Annotated in this window: 24 protein-coding genes; 9 read left to right on the top strand and 15 right to left on the bottom strand. The window is 71.9% G+C overall.

The genetic code is table 11. The features are described from left to right. Positions 1–32: 32 nt before the first annotated feature. Positions 33–761 carry an SDR family oxidoreductase gene (locus ACWERV_RS32550; RefSeq protein WP_452940044.1) on the bottom strand — a complete coding sequence of 243 codons (729 nt, stop codon included), beginning with the start codon at positions 759–761 and terminating at the stop codon, positions 33–35. 75 nt (positions 762–836) lie between these two features. Between ACWERV_RS32550 and ACWERV_RS32545 the strand changes: the two genes are divergently transcribed. Next, positions 837–1,214, top strand: coding sequence for a MerR family transcriptional regulator (locus ACWERV_RS32545; RefSeq protein ID WP_452940042.1), 378 nt, complete (start codon positions 837–839; stop codon positions 1,212–1,214). A 46-nt stretch (positions 1,215–1,260) separates the two neighbouring features. Here the strand turns inward: ACWERV_RS32545 and ACWERV_RS32540 are convergent, their stop codons facing one another. The 3 genes from ACWERV_RS32540 to ACWERV_RS32530 form a co-directional block, all read right to left on the bottom strand. Next, entirely contained in the window at positions 1,261–1,476 is a 216-nt protein-coding gene (locus ACWERV_RS32540) for a hypothetical protein (RefSeq protein WP_452940039.1), read from the bottom strand. Positions 1,477–1,615: 139 nt separating this feature from the next. After that, positions 1,616–1,831, bottom strand: a complete 216-nt coding sequence (locus ACWERV_RS32535) for a hypothetical protein (protein WP_452940036.1) — start codon at positions 1,829–1,831, stop codon at positions 1,616–1,618. 490 nt (positions 1,832–2,321) lie between these two features. Beyond that, on the bottom strand, positions 2,322–2,627 hold the full coding sequence (locus ACWERV_RS32530; RefSeq protein ID WP_452940033.1) for a hypothetical protein: 306 nt from the start codon (positions 2,625–2,627) through the stop codon (positions 2,322–2,324). 215 nt (positions 2,628–2,842) lie between these two features. Here ACWERV_RS32530 and ACWERV_RS32525 point away from each other — a divergent pair, with 215 nt between their 5' ends. From ACWERV_RS32525 to ACWERV_RS32505, 5 genes are all read left to right on the top strand, one after another. Next, positions 2,843–3,307 (top strand): hypothetical protein, encoded by a 465-nt coding sequence (locus tag ACWERV_RS32525; protein ID WP_452940030.1) that lies wholly within the window; start codon positions 2,843–2,845, stop codon positions 3,305–3,307. A gap of 52 nt (positions 3,308–3,359) precedes the next feature. Further along, the gene (locus ACWERV_RS32520; protein ID WP_452940027.1) at positions 3,360–3,716 is read left to right on the top strand and encodes a hypothetical protein; all 357 of its coding nucleotides are present in this window, start codon (positions 3,360–3,362) and stop codon (positions 3,714–3,716) included. Positions 3,717–3,951: 235 nt separating this feature from the next. After that, positions 3,952–4,524, top strand: a complete 573-nt coding sequence (locus ACWERV_RS32515; protein ID WP_452940025.1) for a TetR/AcrR family transcriptional regulator — start codon at positions 3,952–3,954, stop codon at positions 4,522–4,524. 175 nt (positions 4,525–4,699) lie between these two features. Beyond that, on the top strand, positions 4,700–5,845 hold the full coding sequence (locus ACWERV_RS32510) for an epoxide hydrolase family protein (RefSeq protein ID WP_452940022.1): 1,146 nt from the start codon (positions 4,700–4,702) through the stop codon (positions 5,843–5,845). A gap of 30 nt (positions 5,846–5,875) precedes the next feature. Beyond that, positions 5,876–6,310 carry an SRPBCC family protein gene (locus ACWERV_RS32505; RefSeq protein WP_452940019.1) on the top strand — a complete coding sequence of 145 codons (435 nt, stop codon included), beginning with the start codon at positions 5,876–5,878 and terminating at the stop codon, positions 6,308–6,310. A 48-nt stretch (positions 6,311–6,358) separates the two neighbouring features. On the opposite strand, the gene ACWERV_RS32500 is transcribed toward ACWERV_RS32505, so the two are convergent. Continuing rightward, positions 6,359–6,643 carry a hypothetical protein gene (locus ACWERV_RS32500; RefSeq protein WP_452940016.1) on the bottom strand — a complete coding sequence of 95 codons (285 nt, stop codon included), beginning with the start codon at positions 6,641–6,643 and terminating at the stop codon, positions 6,359–6,361. 674 nt (positions 6,644–7,317) lie between these two features. Further along, the gene (locus ACWERV_RS32495; protein ID WP_452940014.1) at positions 7,318–7,875 is read right to left on the bottom strand and encodes a hypothetical protein; all 558 of its coding nucleotides are present in this window, start codon (positions 7,873–7,875) and stop codon (positions 7,318–7,320) included. A gap of 586 nt (positions 7,876–8,461) precedes the next feature. Here ACWERV_RS32495 and ACWERV_RS32490 point away from each other — a divergent pair. Beyond that, the gene (locus ACWERV_RS32490; protein WP_452940011.1) at positions 8,462–8,650 is read left to right on the top strand and encodes a DUF4236 domain-containing protein; all 189 of its coding nucleotides are present in this window, start codon (positions 8,462–8,464) and stop codon (positions 8,648–8,650) included. 187 nt (positions 8,651–8,837) lie between these two features. On the opposite strand, the gene ACWERV_RS32485 is transcribed toward ACWERV_RS32490, so the two are convergent. The 4 genes from ACWERV_RS32485 to ACWERV_RS32470 form a co-directional block, all read right to left on the bottom strand. Further along, on the bottom strand, positions 8,838–9,617 hold the full coding sequence (locus ACWERV_RS32485) for an SDR family NAD(P)-dependent oxidoreductase (protein WP_452940008.1): 780 nt from the start codon (positions 9,615–9,617) through the stop codon (positions 8,838–8,840). A 136-nt stretch (positions 9,618–9,753) separates the two neighbouring features. Beyond that, complete coding sequence (locus ACWERV_RS32480) at positions 9,754–10,533, bottom strand: hypothetical protein (RefSeq protein WP_452940005.1); 780 nt, start codon at positions 10,531–10,533, stop codon at positions 9,754–9,756. A gap of 483 nt (positions 10,534–11,016) precedes the next feature. Then, entirely contained in the window at positions 11,017–13,341 is a 2,325-nt protein-coding gene (locus ACWERV_RS32475; RefSeq protein WP_452940004.1) for a tetratricopeptide repeat protein, read from the bottom strand. Between the two features lie 753 nt (positions 13,342–14,094). After that, positions 14,095–14,862: a helix-turn-helix domain-containing protein gene (locus ACWERV_RS32470; protein ID WP_452940001.1), complete on the bottom strand. Its 768-nt coding sequence runs from the start codon at positions 14,860–14,862 to the stop codon at positions 14,095–14,097. Positions 14,863–15,007: 145 nt separating this feature from the next. Here ACWERV_RS32470 and ACWERV_RS32465 point away from each other — a divergent pair, with 145 nt between their 5' ends. Together ACWERV_RS32465 and ACWERV_RS32460 are read left to right on the top strand one after the other, a co-directional pair. Beyond that, positions 15,008–15,661: a hypothetical protein gene (locus ACWERV_RS32465; RefSeq protein WP_452939998.1), complete on the top strand. Its 654-nt coding sequence runs from the start codon at positions 15,008–15,010 to the stop codon at positions 15,659–15,661. 330 nt (positions 15,662–15,991) lie between these two features. After that, positions 15,992–16,189, top strand: coding sequence for a hypothetical protein (locus ACWERV_RS32460; protein WP_452939995.1), 198 nt, complete (start codon positions 15,992–15,994; stop codon positions 16,187–16,189). A 693-nt stretch (positions 16,190–16,882) separates the two neighbouring features. Here the strand turns inward: ACWERV_RS32460 and ACWERV_RS32455 are convergent. The 5 genes from ACWERV_RS32455 to ACWERV_RS32435 all read right to left on the bottom strand — a co-directional run bounded on the left by ACWERV_RS32455 (position 16,883) and on the right by ACWERV_RS32435 (position 19,428). Beyond that, positions 16,883–17,056 (bottom strand): hypothetical protein, encoded by a 174-nt coding sequence (locus ACWERV_RS32455; RefSeq protein ID WP_452939992.1) that lies wholly within the window; start codon positions 17,054–17,056, stop codon positions 16,883–16,885. A 150-nt stretch (positions 17,057–17,206) separates the two neighbouring features. After that, positions 17,207–17,764, bottom strand: coding sequence for a TniQ family protein (locus tag ACWERV_RS32450; RefSeq protein ID WP_452939989.1), 558 nt, complete (start codon positions 17,762–17,764; stop codon positions 17,207–17,209). Between the two features lie 79 nt (positions 17,765–17,843). Further along, on the bottom strand, positions 17,844–18,173 hold the full coding sequence (locus tag ACWERV_RS32445) for a hypothetical protein (protein ID WP_452939987.1): 330 nt from the start codon (positions 18,171–18,173) through the stop codon (positions 17,844–17,846). A 71-nt stretch (positions 18,174–18,244) separates the two neighbouring features. Beyond that, positions 18,245–18,526 (bottom strand): hypothetical protein, encoded by a 282-nt coding sequence (locus ACWERV_RS32440; protein WP_452939984.1) that lies wholly within the window; start codon positions 18,524–18,526, stop codon positions 18,245–18,247. Between the two features lie 27 nt (positions 18,527–18,553). Beyond that, a protein-coding gene (locus ACWERV_RS32435) for an IS5 family transposase (protein WP_452939981.1) occupies positions 18,554–19,428 on the bottom strand; the annotation gives its coding sequence in 2 pieces (ribosomal slippage) (positions 18,554–19,036 and positions 19,039–19,428; 873 coding nt in all). Positions 19,429–19,567 lie beyond the last annotated feature (139 nt).

Here is a 19,567-nt window from a genome sequence, read left to right as displayed (position 1 = left end):
GCTTCCGCGCAGCGGCGCGGCCCGGGACCTTCTCAGCCTGCCGTCAGCGCCGCCAGGGCCCGGTCCATCGCGGCGTTGAACTCCTCCGGTGTCAGTGGCAGCCGGGACTTGACGTCCCGGCTCCACTGGTCGGCGAGGACCTCGGCGGAGCCCGCCTCGACGCCGTCGAGCGCCGCGTCGGCCAGGTCCTGCGGCGCGATCTTCGCCACGGGCCAGCCCGCCGCCATGTCGGTGTCGGCCAGGCCGAGGTGCACCGCTGTCACGAGCGTGCCCTGCTCGTCGAGCTCCAGGCGGACACCGTTGGTCATGGCCCAGGCGGCGGCCTTCGACAGGTGGTAGGCGTTCGCGCCCCTGCCGCCGAACCACGCCATGGCGGAGAGGACGTTCACGATCGCGCCCCCGCCGTTGCGGGCGAGCACCGGCGCGAACTCCCGGATCATTGCCAGGTGGCCGAACACGTTGGTCTCCAGCTCGTGCCGCACCGCGTCCAGCGAGCCGGTCACCAGGTCGGTCCCTGTCTGGATCCCCGCGTTGTTGACGAGCAGCGACACGTCCGGGGCGGCCTCGGCGGCGGCCCGCACGGATGCGGGATCGGCGATGTCGAGGGGCAGCACCTCGACCCCGGGCAGGTCCACGGTCTCCGGTCGGCGGGCTGTCGCGTAGACCTTGCGGGCGCCCCGTTCGAGCAGGCGCACGGCGAAGGCGCGGCCCAGGCCACGGTTGGCTCCGGTGACAAGGGCGACTGAGCTGTCGATATCCATGCCCGGTACGCTAAAACCTGACGTTGACGTCAGGGGCAAGTGCTGATCGCCAAGACCGGGGTGAGAGGAATCACCATGACCGTCACGAAGGCCGCCGCCGAGCGGCTGGTCCGCATCGGCGAGGTGGCGCGGGGCGCGGGCGTCTCGGTGCGCGCGGTGCGCTACTACGAGCAGCAGGGGCTGCTCGTCGCGGAGCGCAGCCCGTCCGGCCAGCGCCTCTACCGGCAGGACGCCGTCACCCGGGTGCGCTTCTTCCAGCAGATGTTCGCGGCCGGCCTGACCAGCCGCAGGATCACGGAACTCCTTCCGTGCTGGGACGCCGGGCACACCGACGCCGGGCAGCGAGCCATGCTGCACGCCGAGCGCGACCGCATCCAGGCGAAGGTCGACGACCTGCAGGCCGCCCTGGACCGCCTCGACGAGGTCATCGCGCTCACGGACACCCACCCGTAGGCGGTGACCGGCCCGACCGCCCACGGCCGCGCGGGCGGCAGGGTCGTCAGTGGATCCAGGTGAACAGGAAGAGCGCGACCAGCCCGACGACGATGATCAGCAGGGCGCCGGCGGTCCCGCTCCCGCCCGCGCCCGAGCCGCGCCGCTGGCCGAAGTCCCCGTCGTCCTGACCGGTGTAGTGGTGGTGCGCGCCGTGGTGGTGGCCGTGGTGGTGATCGAAGTGGCCGCTGTGCCCCGAGTCGCCGTGCCCGCCGCCGTCCATGGGACCCCCCCTCGTCCGTGGCGGTGTCCCGCCTGTGCAGGGGAAGACGCCCGGAGTACGGCGCCGGTTCGCCGGGGACCGCGACCACGACAACTTTTCCCGGCCCGGACAGCAGCCGCGGTCGCATCGGCGACGACCCCTACAGGGGGGCGCCTGGTCCGGTGCGGCGGCCGCGGTGCTTTCTCCACTGGCGTTTCACCAGCATCCACAGGCCGACAGCGGCAGCCAGCGCGAGTCCGCCGAGCCAGGACTGGCCCCACGGGTGGCCGCCGCCGGTACGTCCACCGAAATGCCAGACCAGCACCCCGATCGCGTAGGTGCCGACCGCGATCCCCGCCCACCTGACCCATCTCATGCCGAACCGGATACCCGCAGTTCTTCCCCCGACTCCACGCCGGAGCCGCGAGCGGTGCACCGTACCGGCCGGGGCAGCCGCGGACTCTGCGCCGCTGTGCCGGTCCGCCCGGGGGACGTGCCGCCGGTCGTCGCGGCGCGACGCCCCTGACCGTGCCGGTCGGCACTCCCGGCTCACCCAGCTGATCGGTGACGACGGCCGAGGCCCCGGCGATGCCGACGTCGCGCACGCGCCAACGCCCTTGACGGGTCGTCGCCCGTCGTGCCGATGTGTCCGAACGCCCGGTCGAGGATCTCCCGCGCGTGCCCGCCTCCGCGCGACCATGCGGCGGCGACGCTCGCGTCGGTCCCCGCCGCCTGGTGGATCCGTGGTTCGCGCGCGGCCCGCTCGGCGTGCTGGACGGCGACGGGTCCCCTCGGCGGCGCCGTGTCGCGCCCGCCGGTGAAGACGCGGTCATCGCCGCCCAGGCCGGAGCGCCCGCCGCGTTGTGTCAGGGAACCATCTGGGTGGGGACGACGGGAGTGTCGGCCTCCCCTGAACGGCGCAGGGCCAGCCGCGCGGTGTACCGCGGCTCGTCGGCCTGTTGCTGCCAGGTCAGTCCGGTCACGGTGTAGGCGTCTCCCTCGGCCAGCCAGTCCGCCGCCGCCCGGAAGACGTCCACGGCGCTGTCGGCGGCCAGCGCCAGTGTTCCGTCGTCCTCTACGGCGACCCACAAGCCCACGTGCGTGTTGACGAAGGCTCCCGCCCGCTCACGCAGTTCGTCCGCAACGGAAAAGTCATGCGCTTCACCGGTCATCGTCGTCCTCCTCGTTCGGCCTTTCGCTACCGCTCGTGTGCCCTCCTCACACTCCGTCATGCCTCCCCGGCCCATGGCACGTGGCGGCCGGTGCCCGCTTCCCCGAGCACCCCGTGACCCGGCCGGCACCGGGCCGTGTCAACGGCCCCCGTGTGAGGGGATCTCCCGCTGCGGGCACCTTGATTGCGGATCCGCCTACGGCCAACCTTTGACGGGTGACCACCGTGATGGAGCAAGGGCCTTTCGCGCGTGCACCGCTCGATCTGCTCTTCCCCGGCATCGGAGAGGACGTCGTGACGCGCCTCCGCGCCGCCGCGGCGTTCCTCGACGCCGCACGGCCCTCGGGCGACCCACCGAAGTGGCACTGGACGCCGGACCACGCTGTGTTCCCCGGCCCCGGCGCGGTCGGGATCCCGGTCGTCCTCTGCACCGCCGTCTCGATGGACGACGGGCCCGACGACTGGACGGAGTACGAGCTCGATGTCTGCTGGACCCGGCGGGGTTCGCTCCTGACGACGGCGCAGGTGGGCGTCGCCTGCCGCTGCGAGGTGGATCACGGCACTCATTACGTCGAGGAACTCGCCCTGGAGGTCGGGAACGACCTCTCGCTCGCCGAAACCTTCGAGCGAGCAGCACACCAGGTCGGCGAATGGATTTCCGCTCGGGCGTCTTCACCGTGACCGGTCGGGCACCTGTGAACGCGCCCTTCCGTACTCGTCCGTAGGAGCATCGTTGGAGATCTTCCAGTTCGACCGCGACGAACGGCGCATCTCCGGCCACGGGAGCAGCGGCGTGGTCGCCACTCGCATCGCTGCGGGTGACGGAACCGTCCACCTCACCTACGTGAAGGTCGAGGCCGGCGGAACCATCGGCGTCCACCCCGCTGCCTCACCCCAGATGTTCCTGGTGGTGTCCGGCGGCGGCTGGGTCGCCGGACCGGACGGCATCCGCATCCCTGTCACCGCGGGACAGGGCGTCTGCTGGGACGAGTCCGAAGAGCATGCGTCCGGCACCGAGAACGGCTTCACCGCCCTCGCGGTCGAGGGCCTCCCGCTCACCGTGTTCAGCCCCGAGACCCCGGCGACCTGACCCTCCGCCGGGCCGGCGGAGCGCGCTGACAGAGCACGGTCCGCGGTTCCGGAGTCTGCTGATACCGGCTCGGACGGGCGAGCCGCCCGTAGCCCCGGGCAGGGCCCCGGCATCAGGGGCCTGAGCCCGGGGACCTGCGGTGACAGGAACGTTGGTCTCCCATGCAATGTACATTTGTTCTTATGCGTGTGGAGGACGGACCCGACGGCCGCGGGACAGCGGAAGGCCGGGGACAGTGACCGGCGAGAGCCGGCGGACGCGCCGGCACGATCCGCGGCGCAGGGAGCGCGTCCTCGACGCTGCCCTGGATGTCCTGGTCGAGGACGGGATCGCCGGGATCACCCACCGTAAGGTCGCTGTCCGCGCGGACGTGCCACTGGGTTCCGTCACCTACCATTTCGCGAGCCTGGCGGAGCTGTGCGCTCAGGCGTTCGCCCGGTACGTCGGGCAGCGGACCGCCGCGTACGAGGCGCTCTTCGCCGAGGTGGCGTCGCGCGAGGACCTCATCGAGGTCCTGGTGGGGCTGGTCCTGGGCGGGCCGTCCCGGCACCGCAGCGCGGTCCTCGGCTTCGAGCTGCACCTGGCCGCGTTGCGCGATCCCGCGCTGCGCGCGCTGACCCAGGAATGGACCGGACGCAGCCGTGCGGTTCTCGCCCGCTTCACCGGACCGGGGACGGCCGCCCGTCTCGACGCGCTGCTGGAGGGAATGATCCTGCACGCGCTTCTGGCGACGGAGCCGGAACCGGAAGCGGAGGTCCGGGCGGCTGTCGTACAGGCGCTCGGTCCGGCCTGCGGGGCGGTCGGGTGACCACCCGGCCCGCACCGGCCTGCGGCATTCCGGCCGCCAGGACAACCCTTCGGAGGGACCACCCCGGGAACGACCGGACGGCGGCACCGTGCCGGGCACCCCGCGCCCGGAGTCCCCGGCCGACTGCGTCCGCAGGGACGACCACCGCGGACCCGAGACGAAAGGCAGGCACGCCGTGCCCACCACAGCCCCCCTTCTCCACGTCGGTGACGCCGACCTGGAGGATCTGCGTGCCCGGCTGCGTGCCACCCGGTGGCCGCAACCGTGGCCGGTCGGCCCGTGGGAGGCGGGCACCGACGCCGCCGAACTCCGCCGCCTGGTGACGTACTGGGCGACGGGTTACGCGTGGCGTGCTCACGAGGCCGCCGTCAACGCCCTGCCTTCGCGTTTCGCCGACATCGACGGCACACCGGTGCACTACCTCCGTTACGACGCCGAGCGCCCGGACGCCCTGCCGATCGTTCTCACCCACGGCTGGCCCAGCACCGTCCTGGAGCTCACGGCTCTCGCGGAGCGTCTCGCCCGCCCTTCACGTCACGGCGGCGACGCCCGGGACGCCTTCACGGTGATCGTCCCGTCGCTGCCGGGCTTCGTGTTCTCCCCGCAGCGGCCGACGCTGACCGGTGCCGAACAGACCCACGACCTGTGGCACCGGCTGATGCGCGATCACCTCGGCTTCCGCCGTTACGCCGCCCACGGCGGGGACCTCGGCGCGGGCATCACCTCACGGCTGGCCGAAGCCCACCCCGAGGCGCTCGTCGGCATCCACCTGCTCGCCTCGGCGCCCCCGGCGGACCCCGACCCGGCCTCGTTCACTCCCGAGGAGGAGGCGTACCAGGCCTCGGTCGCGGCCTGGCAGACGGAGGAGGGCGGCTACCAGCACCAGCAGAGCACCCGCCCCCTCACCCTCGCGCCGGCCCTCTCCGACTCACCCGCCGGTCTGCTGTCCTGGATCCTGGAGAAGTACCGGGCGTGGAGCGACTGCGGGGGCGAGCTGTCCACGCGCTTCAGCGACGACTTCCTCCTCACACAGGCGTCCCTGTACTGGTTCACCGGCACCGTCTCCACGTCGTTCCGCCCGTACTACGAGTACGCGCACCACCTGACCCGGCGGGTGCGGCGGGTCGACGTCCCCACAGCCCTCGCGGTGTTCCCCGCGGACATCTCGCAGCCGCCGCGGAGCTGGGCCGAGCGCACCTACCACCTCACCCGCTACACCCGCATGCCCCGCGGCGGCCACTTCGCGGCCCACGAGGAACCCGCCCTGCTCGCCGACGACATCACCGCTTTCTTCCGCGACCTGCGGACCCGCCTGCCGTGACGGTTGGGGGCGGGTGGGTATGTTCGGGGTGTGTCCGTGTTCGTCGTCGAATGCCGTACGGAGCTGCCGCCGGATGAGGCGTGGCGTCGGCTGACCACCTGGGAGCGGCATTCGGGGAGTGTGCCGCTGACCCGCGTCACCGCCACCACCCGGTCGCCGTCCGGGGTGGGCACCGTCGTGGTCGCCCGGACCGGTGTCGGTCCGGTGGGCTTCACCGATCCGATGCGGGTGACGGTGTGGGAGCCGCCGGTGGGGGGCGGCGGCGGCCGGTGCAGGCTGGAAAAGGCGGGCCGGGTCGTCCTCGGCTGGGCGGAGATCGAGGTGCGCCCCGACGGCGCGGGCGCATATGTGCGGTGGCGCGAGGACGTGGCGGTACGCGGTCTGCCACGGGTCTTCGACGGTCTGACGCGCACCGCTTCCCGCAGGATTTTCCGCCGGGCCGTCACCGTCCTGCTGGCGGAGTGACTGTTTTCTGACCGACCGCCGATGGCTGCTGCTGCCGTCGGCGGCCGGTCAGAAGAGCCGCCGGTGTCCTTCGGAGACGATCTCGACGGCGCCGTCGGTGACTTTGACGGCGGTGTCGTCGTCGATGGCGTAGGCGGGGTTCGGCAGGGCGGCGGCCCAGCGCTCGGCGTCGGCCACGGTGTTCTCCGGCAGGGCCGGGTGGTCCAGGTGCGGGAAGAGGGAGAAGCCGACGACGCCGAGGGTTTCGTCGCCGTCGGCGAGCAGCACGTCGGCCTGCTGGACCCAGGGCAGCCAGCGCTCCGTGCCGATGCTGGGCAGGGCGGTGAGTTCCATGGGCGGCCGCCCTACGGGCAGGGCGCTGGAGTCCGCCGTGACGGGCGGGGGTCGGTCTGGGCCGTCAGCAGTGTGGCACGCGGGAGCGGGCGGCCCAGGAGACGGTCGCCGCCGACCCGTCACGGCCGTGTCGTCGACCGGGACGACCCGCGAGGGGCGTGCGCCGGGACAGCGGGCCGCGGAGCTGTCGCGCTCGCCGCACGCGGCCGAGGGTCCGGGGAGTGCCATCCGTCCGGTGCTGTGCGGACCTGGCCCGCGAAAGTGTGAGGGATGTGTGGCCGGAACGGGGAAAGACGCTCAATGCAGCGTGCGGACTCTCTCGCCGCGGCGCGTTCTCCGACCGGTGGGAGAGGAGTCATGGCCATGTCGTGTTCGAACATCAATTGCCGCAAGGGCGGCTGTACCACGGAGCCGCAGCAGCCCGGCGTACCCAGCAAGGGCTGACGCTCGCGGGACGCCGGGTACGGAACTCTCGCTGCGAACCGGCGGGCGCCAACCGCACAACGCTCACGGAAGTCGGCACCGTGCAGAATCTGCGCCCGCCGCGGGCCCCTCGTCCCGACACCGCACCGCGCCGCGCCGGCCCGCGCCGCCTCCGCGCTCGCGCTGTCCCCTCCGTGGGTCAGGACCTCGGCCAGGACTGCCGGGACGACAGGGACCCGGGAAGCCGTCGGCTACAGCTCCTCTCGCAGCCGCGCCCAGGTATGGGTGTCCAGGGCGTCACGGGCGCCCATGCGGGAGAGTTCGGCCCCGTCCTGTCCCAGCGCCACGACCACGGGGCGCTCCCCACGGCTGCTCCGGGGCGCAGTCCATACCGCAACGAGACTGCGCTGCTCGGGAACCTCCTTCAGGCGGGTACCGACGAGGACCTGCCGCACGTCCCGCCCCAGGTGTATTTTCACGCAACCGATCCACGGGGCCGCGGCGAGAGAGCGTGGAGGGTCAAGCCCGCGGGTGAGGCTGAGCACGCCCGCGCCGTTGCACACGTCGAGCACGTCGACCTCGACAGGATCCTCTCCGGAGCCGCTTCCGCCCCCGGCGTGCCGCCACCGCTCGTCCAACCGCTCAAGAAGCTCGGTGTGCTCACGCATCCGCGACGACCCCGGGCGCGACAGGATCCAGATCGCCGCGACACCGGCAGCGTCGTCGACATCCGCCGACACCACGGTCAGCAGGCGCCGCGGCAGCCACCACGGCTGCGGGTCCTTTCCCGCCCGTGCCCGCTCCGCCACGCCCAGCAGCAAACCCGCCCACCGGGATTCCGTCCATCCGGCCACTCCCCACGCCCGCATGTGCCTGCGATACCCGGACCGCGAGAGCATCAAGCGCGGTGCTGCCGAGGAGCACCGCGCCACCTCCGGCCGAAGGCCGTCACGTCACCGCCCTCGGCCGGCCGGCTTCGGTGCAGGACGACGGCGACATGATCCGGGTCGGCGTCAGATCCCGGACGGCTGAGGCTCGCTGCGCGGGCCGCGGGAGCTGGTCGGGACGCACCCACCGTTCCTGCCTGCGGTTTCCCGCCGATCTTCCCGTGGCAGGCGGGTGATGCTGCGGATCCGGCGTTGGCCGAGCGCCGATCCATGGCGATCCGCGACGGAACAGCGCCGTTCGGCGGGGCGAGGTCGCAGTCCGCGCGAGCGTGATCCCAGGCAGGTCTGTCAACGGGTCACGGAGGGCACCGATCCCGAGGCATGACAGAGCGTCACCACTGCACAGGAGTTGGACCAGAACCGCTACCGGTGAACAAAAGCCGGCCTTGCCTGCAACAGCGTCCGGGGAGCGGGTACACGGCAACTACGCGCCTACAGAGGAGGACTGATGTCGTTCACGTTCCGGAAGTCATGGAAGATCCTGCCAGGGGTACGCCTCAACGTCGGCAAGAAGTCCCACTCGTTCACGGTCGGCCCGCGTTGGTTCAAACGTACCTTCAGCTCCACCGGACGCACCACCACCAGCGCCGACCTCCCCGGGCCGTTCGGATGGCGCACCAGCCGGCGGCAGCGGTAGCCCGGACACGACGGGCGCCCCGGGAGTGGCACTTCCCCGCCGGGCGCCGGGTCGACCGGCTGTCGGGGGAGCGGCCGCTCACCGCGGCTGTCCCTCCGGGGCGGGATTGCCACGGGGAGCGCGGTCGTGAGGGCTGAGGGCGCTGCCCGCGGCGGGTGACGCCGCCCCAGGTCCGGGAGTCCTCGGCTCAGTGAACGGAGAATCCGCCGTCGACGAAGATCGCCTGTCCTGTGACGTACGCGGAGGCGCGGCTCGCCAGGAACACCGCCGCGCCCGCGAAGTCCTCCGCCAGACCGTTGCGCCCGACCATCGTGCGAGCGGCGAGCGCCGCGACCCTCTCGGGGTCGGACGACAGCCGTGCGTTGAGCGGTGTCATGACGAATCCCGGCACGAGGGTGTTGCAGGTGACGCCGTGCGGCGACCAGGCCTCGGCCTGTGAACGGGCCAGTGACTCCAGCGCCCCTTTGGAGACGCCGTAGGCGCCGCTCTGGACGAACGCCCTGTGCGCCTGCTGGGAGCTGATGTGGATGATCCGCCCGAAACCCCGTTCGGCCATGCGGGGCCCGAACCGCTGTCCGAGCAGGTAGGGCGCCTCGAGGTTCACCGCCATCGTGGTGTCCCAGACTTCCTCGCCCAGCTCGCTCATCGGGGGCCGCAGGTTGATCCCGGCGCAGTTGACGAGGATGTCGGGCTCCCCGAACACCTGCGCCGCTTCCTCGGCCGCCGCACGCGTGCCGTCGCGGGTGCTCAGGTCGGCGCTCACCCAGGCGGCCCGGCAGCCGTCGGCGGTCAGTTCCTCGACCGTCGAGGCCAGTTCCGCCTCCCTGCGTGCCACGACCACGACGCCGGCCCCTGCCCGCGCGAGGGCTCCGGCGACGGCACGGCCGATGCCGGAACTGCCGCCGGTCACCACGGCGACGCGTCCGTCCAGCGAGAACAGGTCGGACAGGTAGGTCTGCGAGATCATGGTCGAACCCTAGACGGTGGGCCCTGGGCGACAGCAGCGGGGCGGCACGGTTCCGGCAGAGCCGTCGCGAACGGCCTCCGCGGTCGGCGGCCCGGACGCGGCTCTCAGTTCGCCCGGCTGTCCGGGGAGTGCTTGTTCACATCAGAAAGTCACCGATCTCCGAGGAATCCCGTACCGAGGCACCGCACCAGTCGATCAGTACGAGGCCGAACTCGCCCATCGCCTGCCCGAGGGCTGACGTCGGGCCCGCCGCCGCATCCGGGCCGACGGTGCTCGCGGAGGGCGTGAGGCACAGCACCGTGACCTGGTCGCCCTGCGCCCGGCCGTACAGCGTGAACGGACCGGCGTCGACCGCGAACGAACCGGCCACCCGGCTGCGCCCGCCGTCGTAACTGACGCCCGTGTACGGGGTGCTGACGCCCGGCAGCAGTTCGGACAGGCGCCGCCGTGACACGTCCGCGGCCAGGGGCGCCGCGGGAGCCCGGCGGATGTGGATCATGTCGAAGGCGCGCAGCGACGAGTCGCCGTGGCCGACGAGCCTGGAGTGCTCCTGGTGGATCCGGCGGATCGCCCGCAACTCGGCCTCGGTCTCGGCCTCACCGGCCACCTGCCGGGAGACCATCTCGGTCTGCCGCCAGTCGTCCTCGTGGATCAGGAAGAGACCGCCGGAGCCGGCCTGCGCGGGTACGGTCGGCGGGAGCGCGTCGTAAACGGTCGGCAGGGAGTACTTCACGCCCTCGGGCGCGGCCACCTGGACGCGGCTCAGTGTCAGTACGAGGCTGCCGCCGGCCACGAACTCGGGGGCGGTCGGCGGATCGGCCCGAACGACATCCCAGGACTCTCCCGCGATGTCGAGGCGCGTCGCGTGTTCGAACGACTCGGGCAACTGCTCCGGGGCGAGTTCGGTCCTGCCCATCTCCCTCCCGTTCGCGGCGTCCAAAAACACCACCTGCACCCGTACCGCGCCCGTCATACCCCTGCCTCCCACGTCTCCTGAGCCTCCGTTCCACGGCTCCTTCACCGAAACCGCGGTCGAATCTTCCTCCGCCCGGCATCATCGCCGCTCCGCGGGGGCCCGACAGGGGGCTGTGCAGGCTCGGCCGCCCTCCTCGGTGGGAGGAACGGCTGACGGGAGCGGCTTCGGCGGCTGTGAGCATGCGGCCGTGTGACTTCTGCGGTCGTCCCCCGGCGATGGACTCGGCTGACGAGCCGGGGTGCCCCGTGTGCGGTGATGGCGCTGAGGACCGGCTCGACGGGGCCAGCCGGGGTGCGGACGGGGCAATGACGGCCGCGCCCACCGCACGCACCCGGCTCGCAGAGGACGTCGGCCGGATCGTCGGCCGCCCCCGGGCCTGGTGTCGCAGCTCTTCAGCAAGGGCGAAGGAGCGTCCGGGCGCGGTCAGTGCGTTGAGTCTGTGTCCCTGCGAGCCTTTTGCTGCCAGTCGGCGAGGTTGCTGCGGGTGATGAGGGTGTCCGGGTGGTCGGGGCCGAGCACCCGCGACCGGTCGGCCAGCAGTTCCGCGTGGGCGGTCGCGGCGCCGACGGCGTCTCCCGCTCGCCCACGCCAGTCGGCGAGGTGACCGCGGGTGGTGAGGGTGTCGGGGTGGTCGGGACCGAGCACCCGCGCCATGTCGTCCAGGAGCTCCGCGAAGGCGGTCGCGGCGCCGGCCGCACCCCCCGTCCGCCCCCGCCAGTAGGCGAGGAAGCGGCGGGTGATGAGCGTGTTGCGATGGTCGGGGCCCTGCACCCGCAGTCGCGCGTCCAGCAGTTCCGCGAAGGCGGTCGCGGCGCCTGCCGCGTCCCCTGCCTGCCCGCGCCAGTTGGCGAGGGCGCTGCGGGTGGTGAGGGTGTCGGGGTGGTCGGGGCCGAGCACCCGCAACTGGTCGGCCAGCAGTTCCGCGTGGGCGGCCGCAGCACCGGCGACATCCCCTGCCTCCCCCCGCCAGGCCGCGAGGTTGTGCCGGGTGACGAGGGTGTGGACATGGTCGGGGCCCTGCACCCGCAGCCGCGCGTCCAGCAGTTCCGCGAAGGCGGTCGCGGCGCCTGCCGCGTCCCCTGCCTGCCCCCGCCAGTTGGCGAGATCGTTGCGGGTGGTGAGGGTGTCGGGGTGGTCGGGACCCTGCACCCGCAGCCGGGCGTCCAGCAGTTCCGCGAGGGCGGTCGCGGCGCCTGCCGCGTCCCCCGCCCGCCCCCGCCAGTAGGCGAGATGGTTGCGCGCGGTGAGGGCGTCGGGGTGGTCGGGGCCGAGGTGATGGGTGACAGCCCGGGTGAGGTGGTGGAAGTGGTCGCCGGCTGCGGCAAACTGGCCGGCTTCTCCCAGGCTGTGACCGGTCCGGAAGAGCACGCCGTGGGCATCGGGCCGGTAGAGGCTGCCGGTGGGTTCGCCGTGTTCGGCCAGGACGGTGGTGTTGGCGCGGAGGGCCTGGGTGAGGTCGGTGTCACGTCCGATGCGCGGCCAGGCCGCGTGCAGGGCGTCAGCGGCTGTGCGGGTGCAGGCGGTGTACCGGGCGGGGGTGAGGGCGTCGCGGGTGGTGCGCTGGATCAGGGCGTGGACGCGGACCGCCCGGTGCGGGGTGTCGGGAGTGTGGTCGACCAGACTGAGACGGTGCAGGACCCGCAGCGCTCGGTAGACCTGCTCATCGGTCATCGGCGGTGCGGCGTCGTTGCCGCGCTGCTGCTCGGTGTCCTCCCCGCTGCCCGCGTACCACGCGTGGGCGGGGTCGGAGTCGAGGACCGGGGCGGGGATGCCGTTGGGGTCCAGCACCGCGGTCAGCTCCAGCAGGCGGCGGGCGAGCCCGGGAGGTCCTTGGCTGTCTGCGAGGCTCACCGACAGCGACCAGGCCGCGGACACCTGTGCTCGTTGGGCGTCGGGCAGGCTGTCGGACACGGGTAGAGCACGGCCCAACGCGCGGGTGCGGTCGGCCAGCAGCGCCCGGTAGTCGGCGACGGCCAAGGCCTCGTCGACCAGATACGTGGCTGCCTGCGACAGCGCCAGCGGCAGGCACCCCAGATCGGCGGCCAGGGCGGTGAGCTGGTCGGTGGGTTCGCTCCGGCCGTGTGCGGCCAGTACCCCGGACAGGTACGCGGCGGCCTCGGCGGGGGAGAACAGGCCGACGTCGATGCGGCGGCGGCCCTGGCCGGTCAGCGCGGCGTCCCTGCGCCGGGTGGTGGCCAGGGTCCGGCCGTCAGGGCTGTCCGGCGGCCACAGACCCTTGACGTCATCCGGGTCGGTGACGTCGTCGAGGACCACCAGCCACCGGTGATGCTTCGCGCGCAGCCACGCCAGGAACACACCCGCGGCCCGTTCGGGGTCGGACGGGTCGGCGCCGCAGAGTTCTTCGGCGGCCTGTGCGTACGCGGCGACGACCGCGGTGCGGGAGACCGCGGTCACCCACACCAGCACCTCCACCTGGCGTCCGTCCCAGGCCTGGTGGGCGAAGTCGGCGGCGAGCTGCGTCTTGCCGACCCCGCCCATTCCCGTCAGTACCTGGCACAGCACCGCCGTGCCACCACCGTCCACAGCCTCCTGCAGCCGGCCGGCCTCCGCACGGTCCTGGAACGACAACGCCCGGGACGGCACCACCCCCAGCTGATGGGGCGGTTCGGCAGGTACGCGCGGCACCGCGTGGAAGCTGACGTCGCCCTCGATCCGGCCCGCAGCCAGCGAGCCGCCCCCGGCACGGATGTACGTGTCCCGGCCCGCGGCCCACTCGTGATCGCCCACACCCCCGGGCCGCGACGCCCCTCTGGCGCGGTCGCGCCGCTCACCCACCCGCTCCCCCCTTCCCGCGCCCGTCACGGACCGGCCCCGCGTCGTCAGGACACCAGACCAGCACACGCCGGGCGTTCCGTCACCCGAACAGCCGCATTCCCGGGGTGACACCCCATCAGCGGCCGTAAGGTGCCGGAACCGCGCCCGGGGCCCTGCTCCGGCGCCCCGACCGCCACGGCCGGACGACGACCGGGTGCCAACTCGGCCTGGGCACCGTCGAGGCACGCCCGTCCGCCCGCGCCGGACATGTCCTGGCCCACCTCTGCGGCCGGTCCTGCTTCGAGGCGACGGTGAACGTCCTGCGCGAGAACAGCGTCGGCGTCGTTCTCCAGTGGGGGAGGCGACGGGCCGTTCCGGACGCGGAGCGCGGCTCCGGGACTGCGCTGGGCACGGAGATCGGGCGGTACGGGACCGGCGGGCGCGGGCGCCGACGTGCCCCTGGCCGCCGCCGCGGAGGACGGCGTGTCCTTCGCGGCGGCGACGCTCCCCGACGAGACCCCTGGCAGGCCACGAGCGCCGCACCCGCGGCCGGCACCATGGCCGCCACCGCAAGTGGCCGATTGTGCGGCTGCGTGGTCGTCAGAACTGCCCCAGGGGCGCTCGTGGCTGCTCGTGCCACTGTGTTCAGCCTTGACGTGGTCCTTCCACGCACCCCTCCGGAGTCCGGTTGCCCCCGTGGCACGCGGTCCGGTCCGGGCCCGGCGCTCAGGAGCAGAGGGGAACCTGCTCGTCGACGACCACGCCGGTGTCCACCGGGCCGCTGGTGGCGCCGTTGTTGTAGAAGGCGTCGGACGTGGCGTAATAGTGGCCCTTCCAGGGGGCGGAGTCGAGGCGGTACCACCACGGATCGCCGTCCGGGACGACGTAGCCGCGGACCCGGCAGGAGACCTGGACCGACTGCCGCGGCCCCAGCGGCTTGCCCGCGCCCGTGAGCTGTGTGGCGTTCGCCCAGGTGTGGGCGGGAGTGCCCGTCGTCTCGCTCCAGGTGACCGCGGGCCGGGGCGGGTCGCCGCGGAAGGCGCCGGCGAGCAAGGCGCCGCCCAGTCCCGCCACGGCGGCCAGCGGCAGGACCGCGGCCCACCACCAGCGCCGCCCGCGCCACCGCGCCGGGGCCGGACCGGCGTGCGCGGCGGCCGCGGGCCCGTCCGCCCCCTCGGCCGGCGGCGCGTCCGGGAGGTCAAGGGCATCCACGGGATCCGCGGATGCGGGGCCCGGCTCCGGGGCGAGGGTGAGGAGCGCGGGGTCGGCGCCGAGCCCGACGTACGCCCGTAAGTGGTGGGGCGCGGGTCTGCGCCGGCCGCGTTCCCAGGCCGACACCGCGGCCCGGCCCGTCGACACCTTACGGCCGCCGGGCTCGTAGACGATGCCCAGCCGCTGGGCCATCTCCTCCTGGCTCAGCCCGGCTTCCTGCCGTACCCGTTTGAGTTCTGCCGCGATCCGCTGTGCGGTGTTGCCGGTGTTTTCCTCTGACATGGCGACATTGTCCTGACCTGCGAAGGCCTTGACCAGCGCTTCCGGCAACAAGGCCGCAACGCGCAACACGTGCCGCAACACCTCCGTGTTCCGCAGTCTGGCGCTCCGGGCCATCCGGTCCGCCCACCGAGGAGGAGAACCCATCATGACGCTCCGTTCCCACATCAGGCCGCGGCTGCGCAGGCTGCGCGCGCTCGGCACCTCGGCCCTGTTGGTCGCCGGCGCGCTCGGCACGGGGGTCCTGGGGGCGACGGCCGCCCACGCGGACGCCACCGCGACCATGACCGGCTACGACGTGCCGGAGGCGCTCGCGCCCTATCGGTCCAGCACCGTCGAAACCATCCCGGCGTACCTCGACCTCGCGTTCGACATCACCTGCTACGTGACCGGCGAGACCGTCTCAGGCACGTACGGGGCTTCCAACATCTGGGACATGGTGAGCAGCGTCGGCCCCTACGGCGCAAACGGCACCTTCATCCCCGACGCGCTCGTCTACACCGGCTCCAACTCCCCCGTGGTCCCGCACTGCTCCTCGGCGCTCGGCCACATCATCGGCAACGGCCCCGTCGTGGTGCGCAGCGGACGGGGCGGCGGCTACTCCTCCGTCGGCGACAACCTGAGCGTGGGCGAGTACGTCGAGATCGCGTGCTACGGCGTCGGCCAGGCCGTCACCGGCCCCTACGGCACCGAGACCCTCTGGGACAAGCTCACCGAGGGCCCGGTGAACTCGTCCGGCGAGTGGATCCCCGACGCGCTCGTCTACACCGGCTCCAACTCCGCAGTGGTACCGCCCTGCTGATCCGCGCACCAGGGCCGGGGCCCGCATCCGCAGGGTGCGGGCCCCGGCCGGCGGGCGGTGAGATCCTCCGGGGCCGCCGCCGGGGCAGCCCGGTCGCGCACCCCCCTCCTCCAGCGGCTGCTCATGGGCGAACGCGGCCAGCAGCGCCTGCTCCACCCCCTTGTGCCCGTAGCGGGGATGCCAGTACCGGGCTACCCAGCGCAGGTTGACCAGCGCCACCGGGGTCGGCAGCCGTGGTGTCGCCAACTGCCAGCCAGCAGCCGCGCACGCCTGATGGAGCACCTCGCGCTGCCGGGCCCACCTGGCACTGGGGCCGGCACCAGGAGGACAGTGGACGACCACCGTCGCGCCTGCCGCGGTGCGCACGAAGAAGTCCGGCACGAGCGACCGCGGTCGGCCCACACCAGCTTCGCCGTCCACGCCCCCAGGTCCACCACATCGGGGTGGAAGTCCAGCAGCATCGCTATCGACAGCCGGTCCATGGACCGGCAGCCCACCTACGACCCGGTGATGGCAGCCCACCAGTAGGTGACGATGCTCCGCTCGGAAGGGTGTCGCACCGGACGCCACATCGGCTCCAGCCGCGTGACCTCCAGCCCACCCGCCTGCGACGCCGCAACCCGCGCGGTGCCCCGGCCGCCGGCACGGACGTGGGCGACCTCCACCTGGCGGCGTGCGTTCATCCCGCTCCCCCTGCCTGAACCAAGGCCGGCCCCTGCCCGCGGCGTCGAGCTGCGCTGCCGGCAGGGCAGGGATGAGCCAACTCCGCCGGGCAGTGGGGGGAGATCACGCTAGAACCAGATTCGATCAAATGAGCGATTTTGTGCCATGTTCCTGGTCGGCCCGGACGTACGGGTGACGTCCGCAGACCGCCGCAACCCTCACGACCGGGACGCCCGGCCGCGCTGCCTAGAAGGCCGGAAAACGCCCTGCCGAAGAGTCCCGGGCGGCACATTGCCGAACTGTGACGGAGTGGTGGTCTTCGGGGTTTGTGGTTTTCTGGTCTGGGGTTCTGTCTGTTGGTTGGGATGTTGGGCTGGGGAAGTGGTGTGGTGCGGGGGTCGGGAGGTGTGGTGTGGTGCGTGTTCGGTTTTGTTGTTCTGGGGGTTGGCCTGCTGTGCTGTGAGTAGGTGGGAATGATCTTGTTGTTGTGGTGGATGTAGTGGTGCGTCTGTTGGGTGGGTGTGCTCTGTGCTTGTTTTGGGGGTTTCTTCGTGCTGGTCAGTGGCGTGTGTGGGTGAGGTTGGTGCGGAGCGGGTCGTTGGTGGTGGGGGTGGGGTGGGTCAGTCCGAGTTGGCGGGCGATGAGGGTGAGGGCGTCGTTGGCTGTGCGGTGTGCGCTGTGGGGGAGCGTGGCGAGGGTGTGAGCGAGGGTGACGGTTTCGGGGTAGGTCACCGGGTCGCGGGTCAGCAGGGCAGGGGAGGCGCTTCCTGTGCTGGTCAGGTGGGGATTTGCGGTGGTCAGTTGGTCAAGGCGGGTGTGCCAGCGGTGGGTGAGGTGGTGTTGCCGGTCATGCCAGCGGGTGGTGATGGCGTGAGCGGTCTGTCATGCGGTGTTGGCGCGGGGGTGTCGTAGGAGGCGTTGGTGGTTGCGGTGGGCGGCGGTGAGTTCGGGCGCGGTCTGGGTGTGGATGACGGAGGTGTGGCGGGGGTCGGGGGCGGCTTGGTGGTGGCGGGGACACACCAGTTGGTGTGGGGCGGGAAGGACCCACGCGGTGTCGGTGGCGCCCTGGCTGTGGTGGAGGGCGCACGCGGTGCAGGCGCGGACAGGCTGCTGTCTGGTCTCGAGCGGTGTCCAGTACGCGGCGGCCGGCCCGGTGCCGCGGTTGATGTCGTATCGGGTGGGGTCTGGCAGCGCGCGTCGCAGGTTGGCCGGTGGGATGCGTGCCAGGGCGGCGAGGGCGGTGTGTGCTGCCGGGTTGAGGCGGAGCTCGGCTGCCGGCGGGCTGCTGCTGCCGTTGAGGGTGATGCCGGCGCCGTCGAGAAGGTGGGGAAGTGTCAGCCGGTAGTGGGTGGCGAGGCGGTGGGTGTAGGAGGCGGTGGCTTCGTGGGGGAGTGGCCGTACGCGGAGCACCCCTGGCGTGGTCCAGGAGTGAGCAGCCACGTCTCTGCGGGTGCGACGGTAGCGCCGCGCTGTGCGGGGAGAGCCACATTCGCCGCATGGTCGGCAACACCCGTCCGGCTCATAGAGCGCTGGCGGACCGGGTCCGGGTGCGGGGCCGGTAGTCCTGTTCGGCGAGGTGGTCCAGGCGGATGGCCTCGAGGGTGGTTTTGGTGATGCGTTCGGTGCCGTCGGTCAGGGCGGTGATGGCGGCTTGGCGGATGAGTCGGGCGAGGCTGCCGATGCGTCCTGCGGTGTGTCGTCTCAATCTCAATGAATCTGAGGCAGTCAATGGCAATGCTGTGATCTGTGACGACTCAATATCTGAGACGGCAGTGAATCCCTTTATGAACGCTTCACGGGCCAGTTGACCTGCGATGTTCCAAGTTTTGAGACTGGGAATCAACTGCACTGTGGTGACGCTTCGAGTTTGGCGGCAGATCTAGGGCCTGTTGTGAAAGTGATCAGGGGCCTGCGGGAGGCTCACAGTCCGTGAATGGCTTCGGTCAGGTCGGAGCCGTAGGAAGCCCAACAGATGAGTGAGCCGTCGGCGTCGAGCTGCCCCATGAACCACTCGCCATCAGCTCGTGCGAGGCACAGGTCATGGAAGGACACGATGACGTCAGGGTGGAGGACGCCGTAGTCGACAGAACCGAACTGCTCGACAACGACGAGTCGTTCAAGCGAGAGGAGATCCGCTTCGGCATCGCCCGACACCGAACGGACTCGCTCGATCGTCCATCCGTCGGGGAGATCTGCGTTCACGGCCGCATGGTCGCAGCCGAGGGTGCCTCACAGCCACTCGTTTATCGCGGCGACCAGCACCGTTGCGTGACAGCGGACGGCGAGCTTGTCGTACCTGGTGGCAACCGCGCGGTGGCGTTTGAGGCGATTGATCCCGCACTCGACCGCATGCCGCTCCTTGTAGTCGTCCTTGTCGAAACGGGGCGGGCGGCCACCGTGGGAGCCGAGCTTTCGACGGTTGCGAATCTGGTCCGCCTTCTCCGGTATGGTGCACTTCACGCCACGTCGCCGCAGGTAGGAGCGGTTCGCGCGGGAGCCGTACGCCTTGTCCGCCCGGACCCTGTCCGGCTTCGCGCGAGGGCGGCCGGGCCCGGTCCGAGGCACGCGGATGGCGTTCAGGACCGCCTGGAACTGAGGGCTGTCGTGTCGCTGGCCGGCGGTGACGAGCAGGGACAGCGGCTTCTGCCCCTGCTCGACCGCCAGGTGCAGCTTCGTGGTCAGCCCACCGCGCGAGCGGCCGAGGCCGTGGTCATCGGGCTCGGTGTCGACGGCTCCAGGAGGCTCCTTCTGGAGATCCCCTTTTTACGCGCTCCAGAGGCATGCTGGTGAGCGCGGGCAATGGTGGAGTCGACGCTCACGTCCCACGTGATCAGGCCTTTCGCATCGACCTCGGCCTGCAGCTGTTCGAAGATCCGCTTCCAGATGCCGTCGCGCTGCCAGCGGCGGAACAGGTCGTAGGCTCGGTCCCATGGCCCGTACCGCTCGGGCAGATCACGCCAGGGCGCCCCGGTCCGAGTCCGCCACCGTATGCCGTCGATCAGCTGCCGCCGGGTCCAGGTCCGCGGGCGGCCCGGCTTCTTGCCCACCGGCAGTAACGGCTCCAGTCGCTCCCACTGGCCGTTCGTCAGATCACCACGTCTCACGGACCGTAATCATCTAGGACCTTGATCCACTTTCGCAACAGGTCCTAGGGCGTGTCCGCAAAGTGGGTGTGGGCGTTGTTGGTGTGTGGTGCGTCGGCATGAGTTGACTGATCAGGCGTGGGAGCGGATCGAGCCGTTG

It is taken from the genome of Streptomyces sp. NPDC004031, assembly GCF_053604375.1.
The sequence above is the reverse complement of the archived record's forward strand: the minus strand, read 5'-3'. Positions and strand labels throughout refer to the sequence as shown.

Coding starts and splice junctions, on each gene's coding strand:
- ACWERV_RS32550 (WP_452940044.1), bottom strand. CDS start 761: ATGGATATCGACAGCTCAGTCGCCCTTGTCACCGGAGCCAACCGTGGC.
- ACWERV_RS32465 (WP_452939998.1), top strand. CDS start 15,008: ATGACGCTCCGTTCCCACATCAGGCCGCGGCTGCGCAGGCTGCGCGCG.
- ACWERV_RS32485 (WP_452940008.1), bottom strand. CDS start 9,617: ATGATCTCGCAGACCTACCTGTCCGACCTGTTCTCGCTGGACGGACGC.
- ACWERV_RS32470 (WP_452940001.1), bottom strand. CDS start 14,862: ATGTCAGAGGAAAACACCGGCAACACCGCACAGCGGATCGCGGCAGAA.
- ACWERV_RS32545 (WP_452940042.1), top strand. CDS start 837: ATGACCGTCACGAAGGCCGCCGCCGAGCGGCTGGTCCGCATCGGCGAG.
- ACWERV_RS32490 (WP_452940011.1), top strand. CDS start 8,462: ATGTCGTTCACGTTCCGGAAGTCATGGAAGATCCTGCCAGGGGTACGC.
- ACWERV_RS32480 (WP_452940005.1), bottom strand. CDS start 10,533: ATGGGCAGGACCGAACTCGCCCCGGAGCAGTTGCCCGAGTCGTTCGAA.
- ACWERV_RS32530 (WP_452940033.1), bottom strand. CDS start 2,627: ATGACCGGTGAAGCGCATGACTTTTCCGTTGCGGACGAACTGCGTGAG.
- ACWERV_RS32540 (WP_452940039.1), bottom strand. CDS start 1,476: ATGGACGGCGGCGGGCACGGCGACTCGGGGCACAGCGGCCACTTCGAT.
- ACWERV_RS32500 (WP_452940016.1), bottom strand. CDS start 6,643: ATGGAACTCACCGCCCTGCCCAGCATCGGCACGGAGCGCTGGCTGCCC.
- ACWERV_RS32535 (WP_452940036.1), bottom strand. CDS start 1,831: ATGAGATGGGTCAGGTGGGCGGGGATCGCGGTCGGCACCTACGCGATC.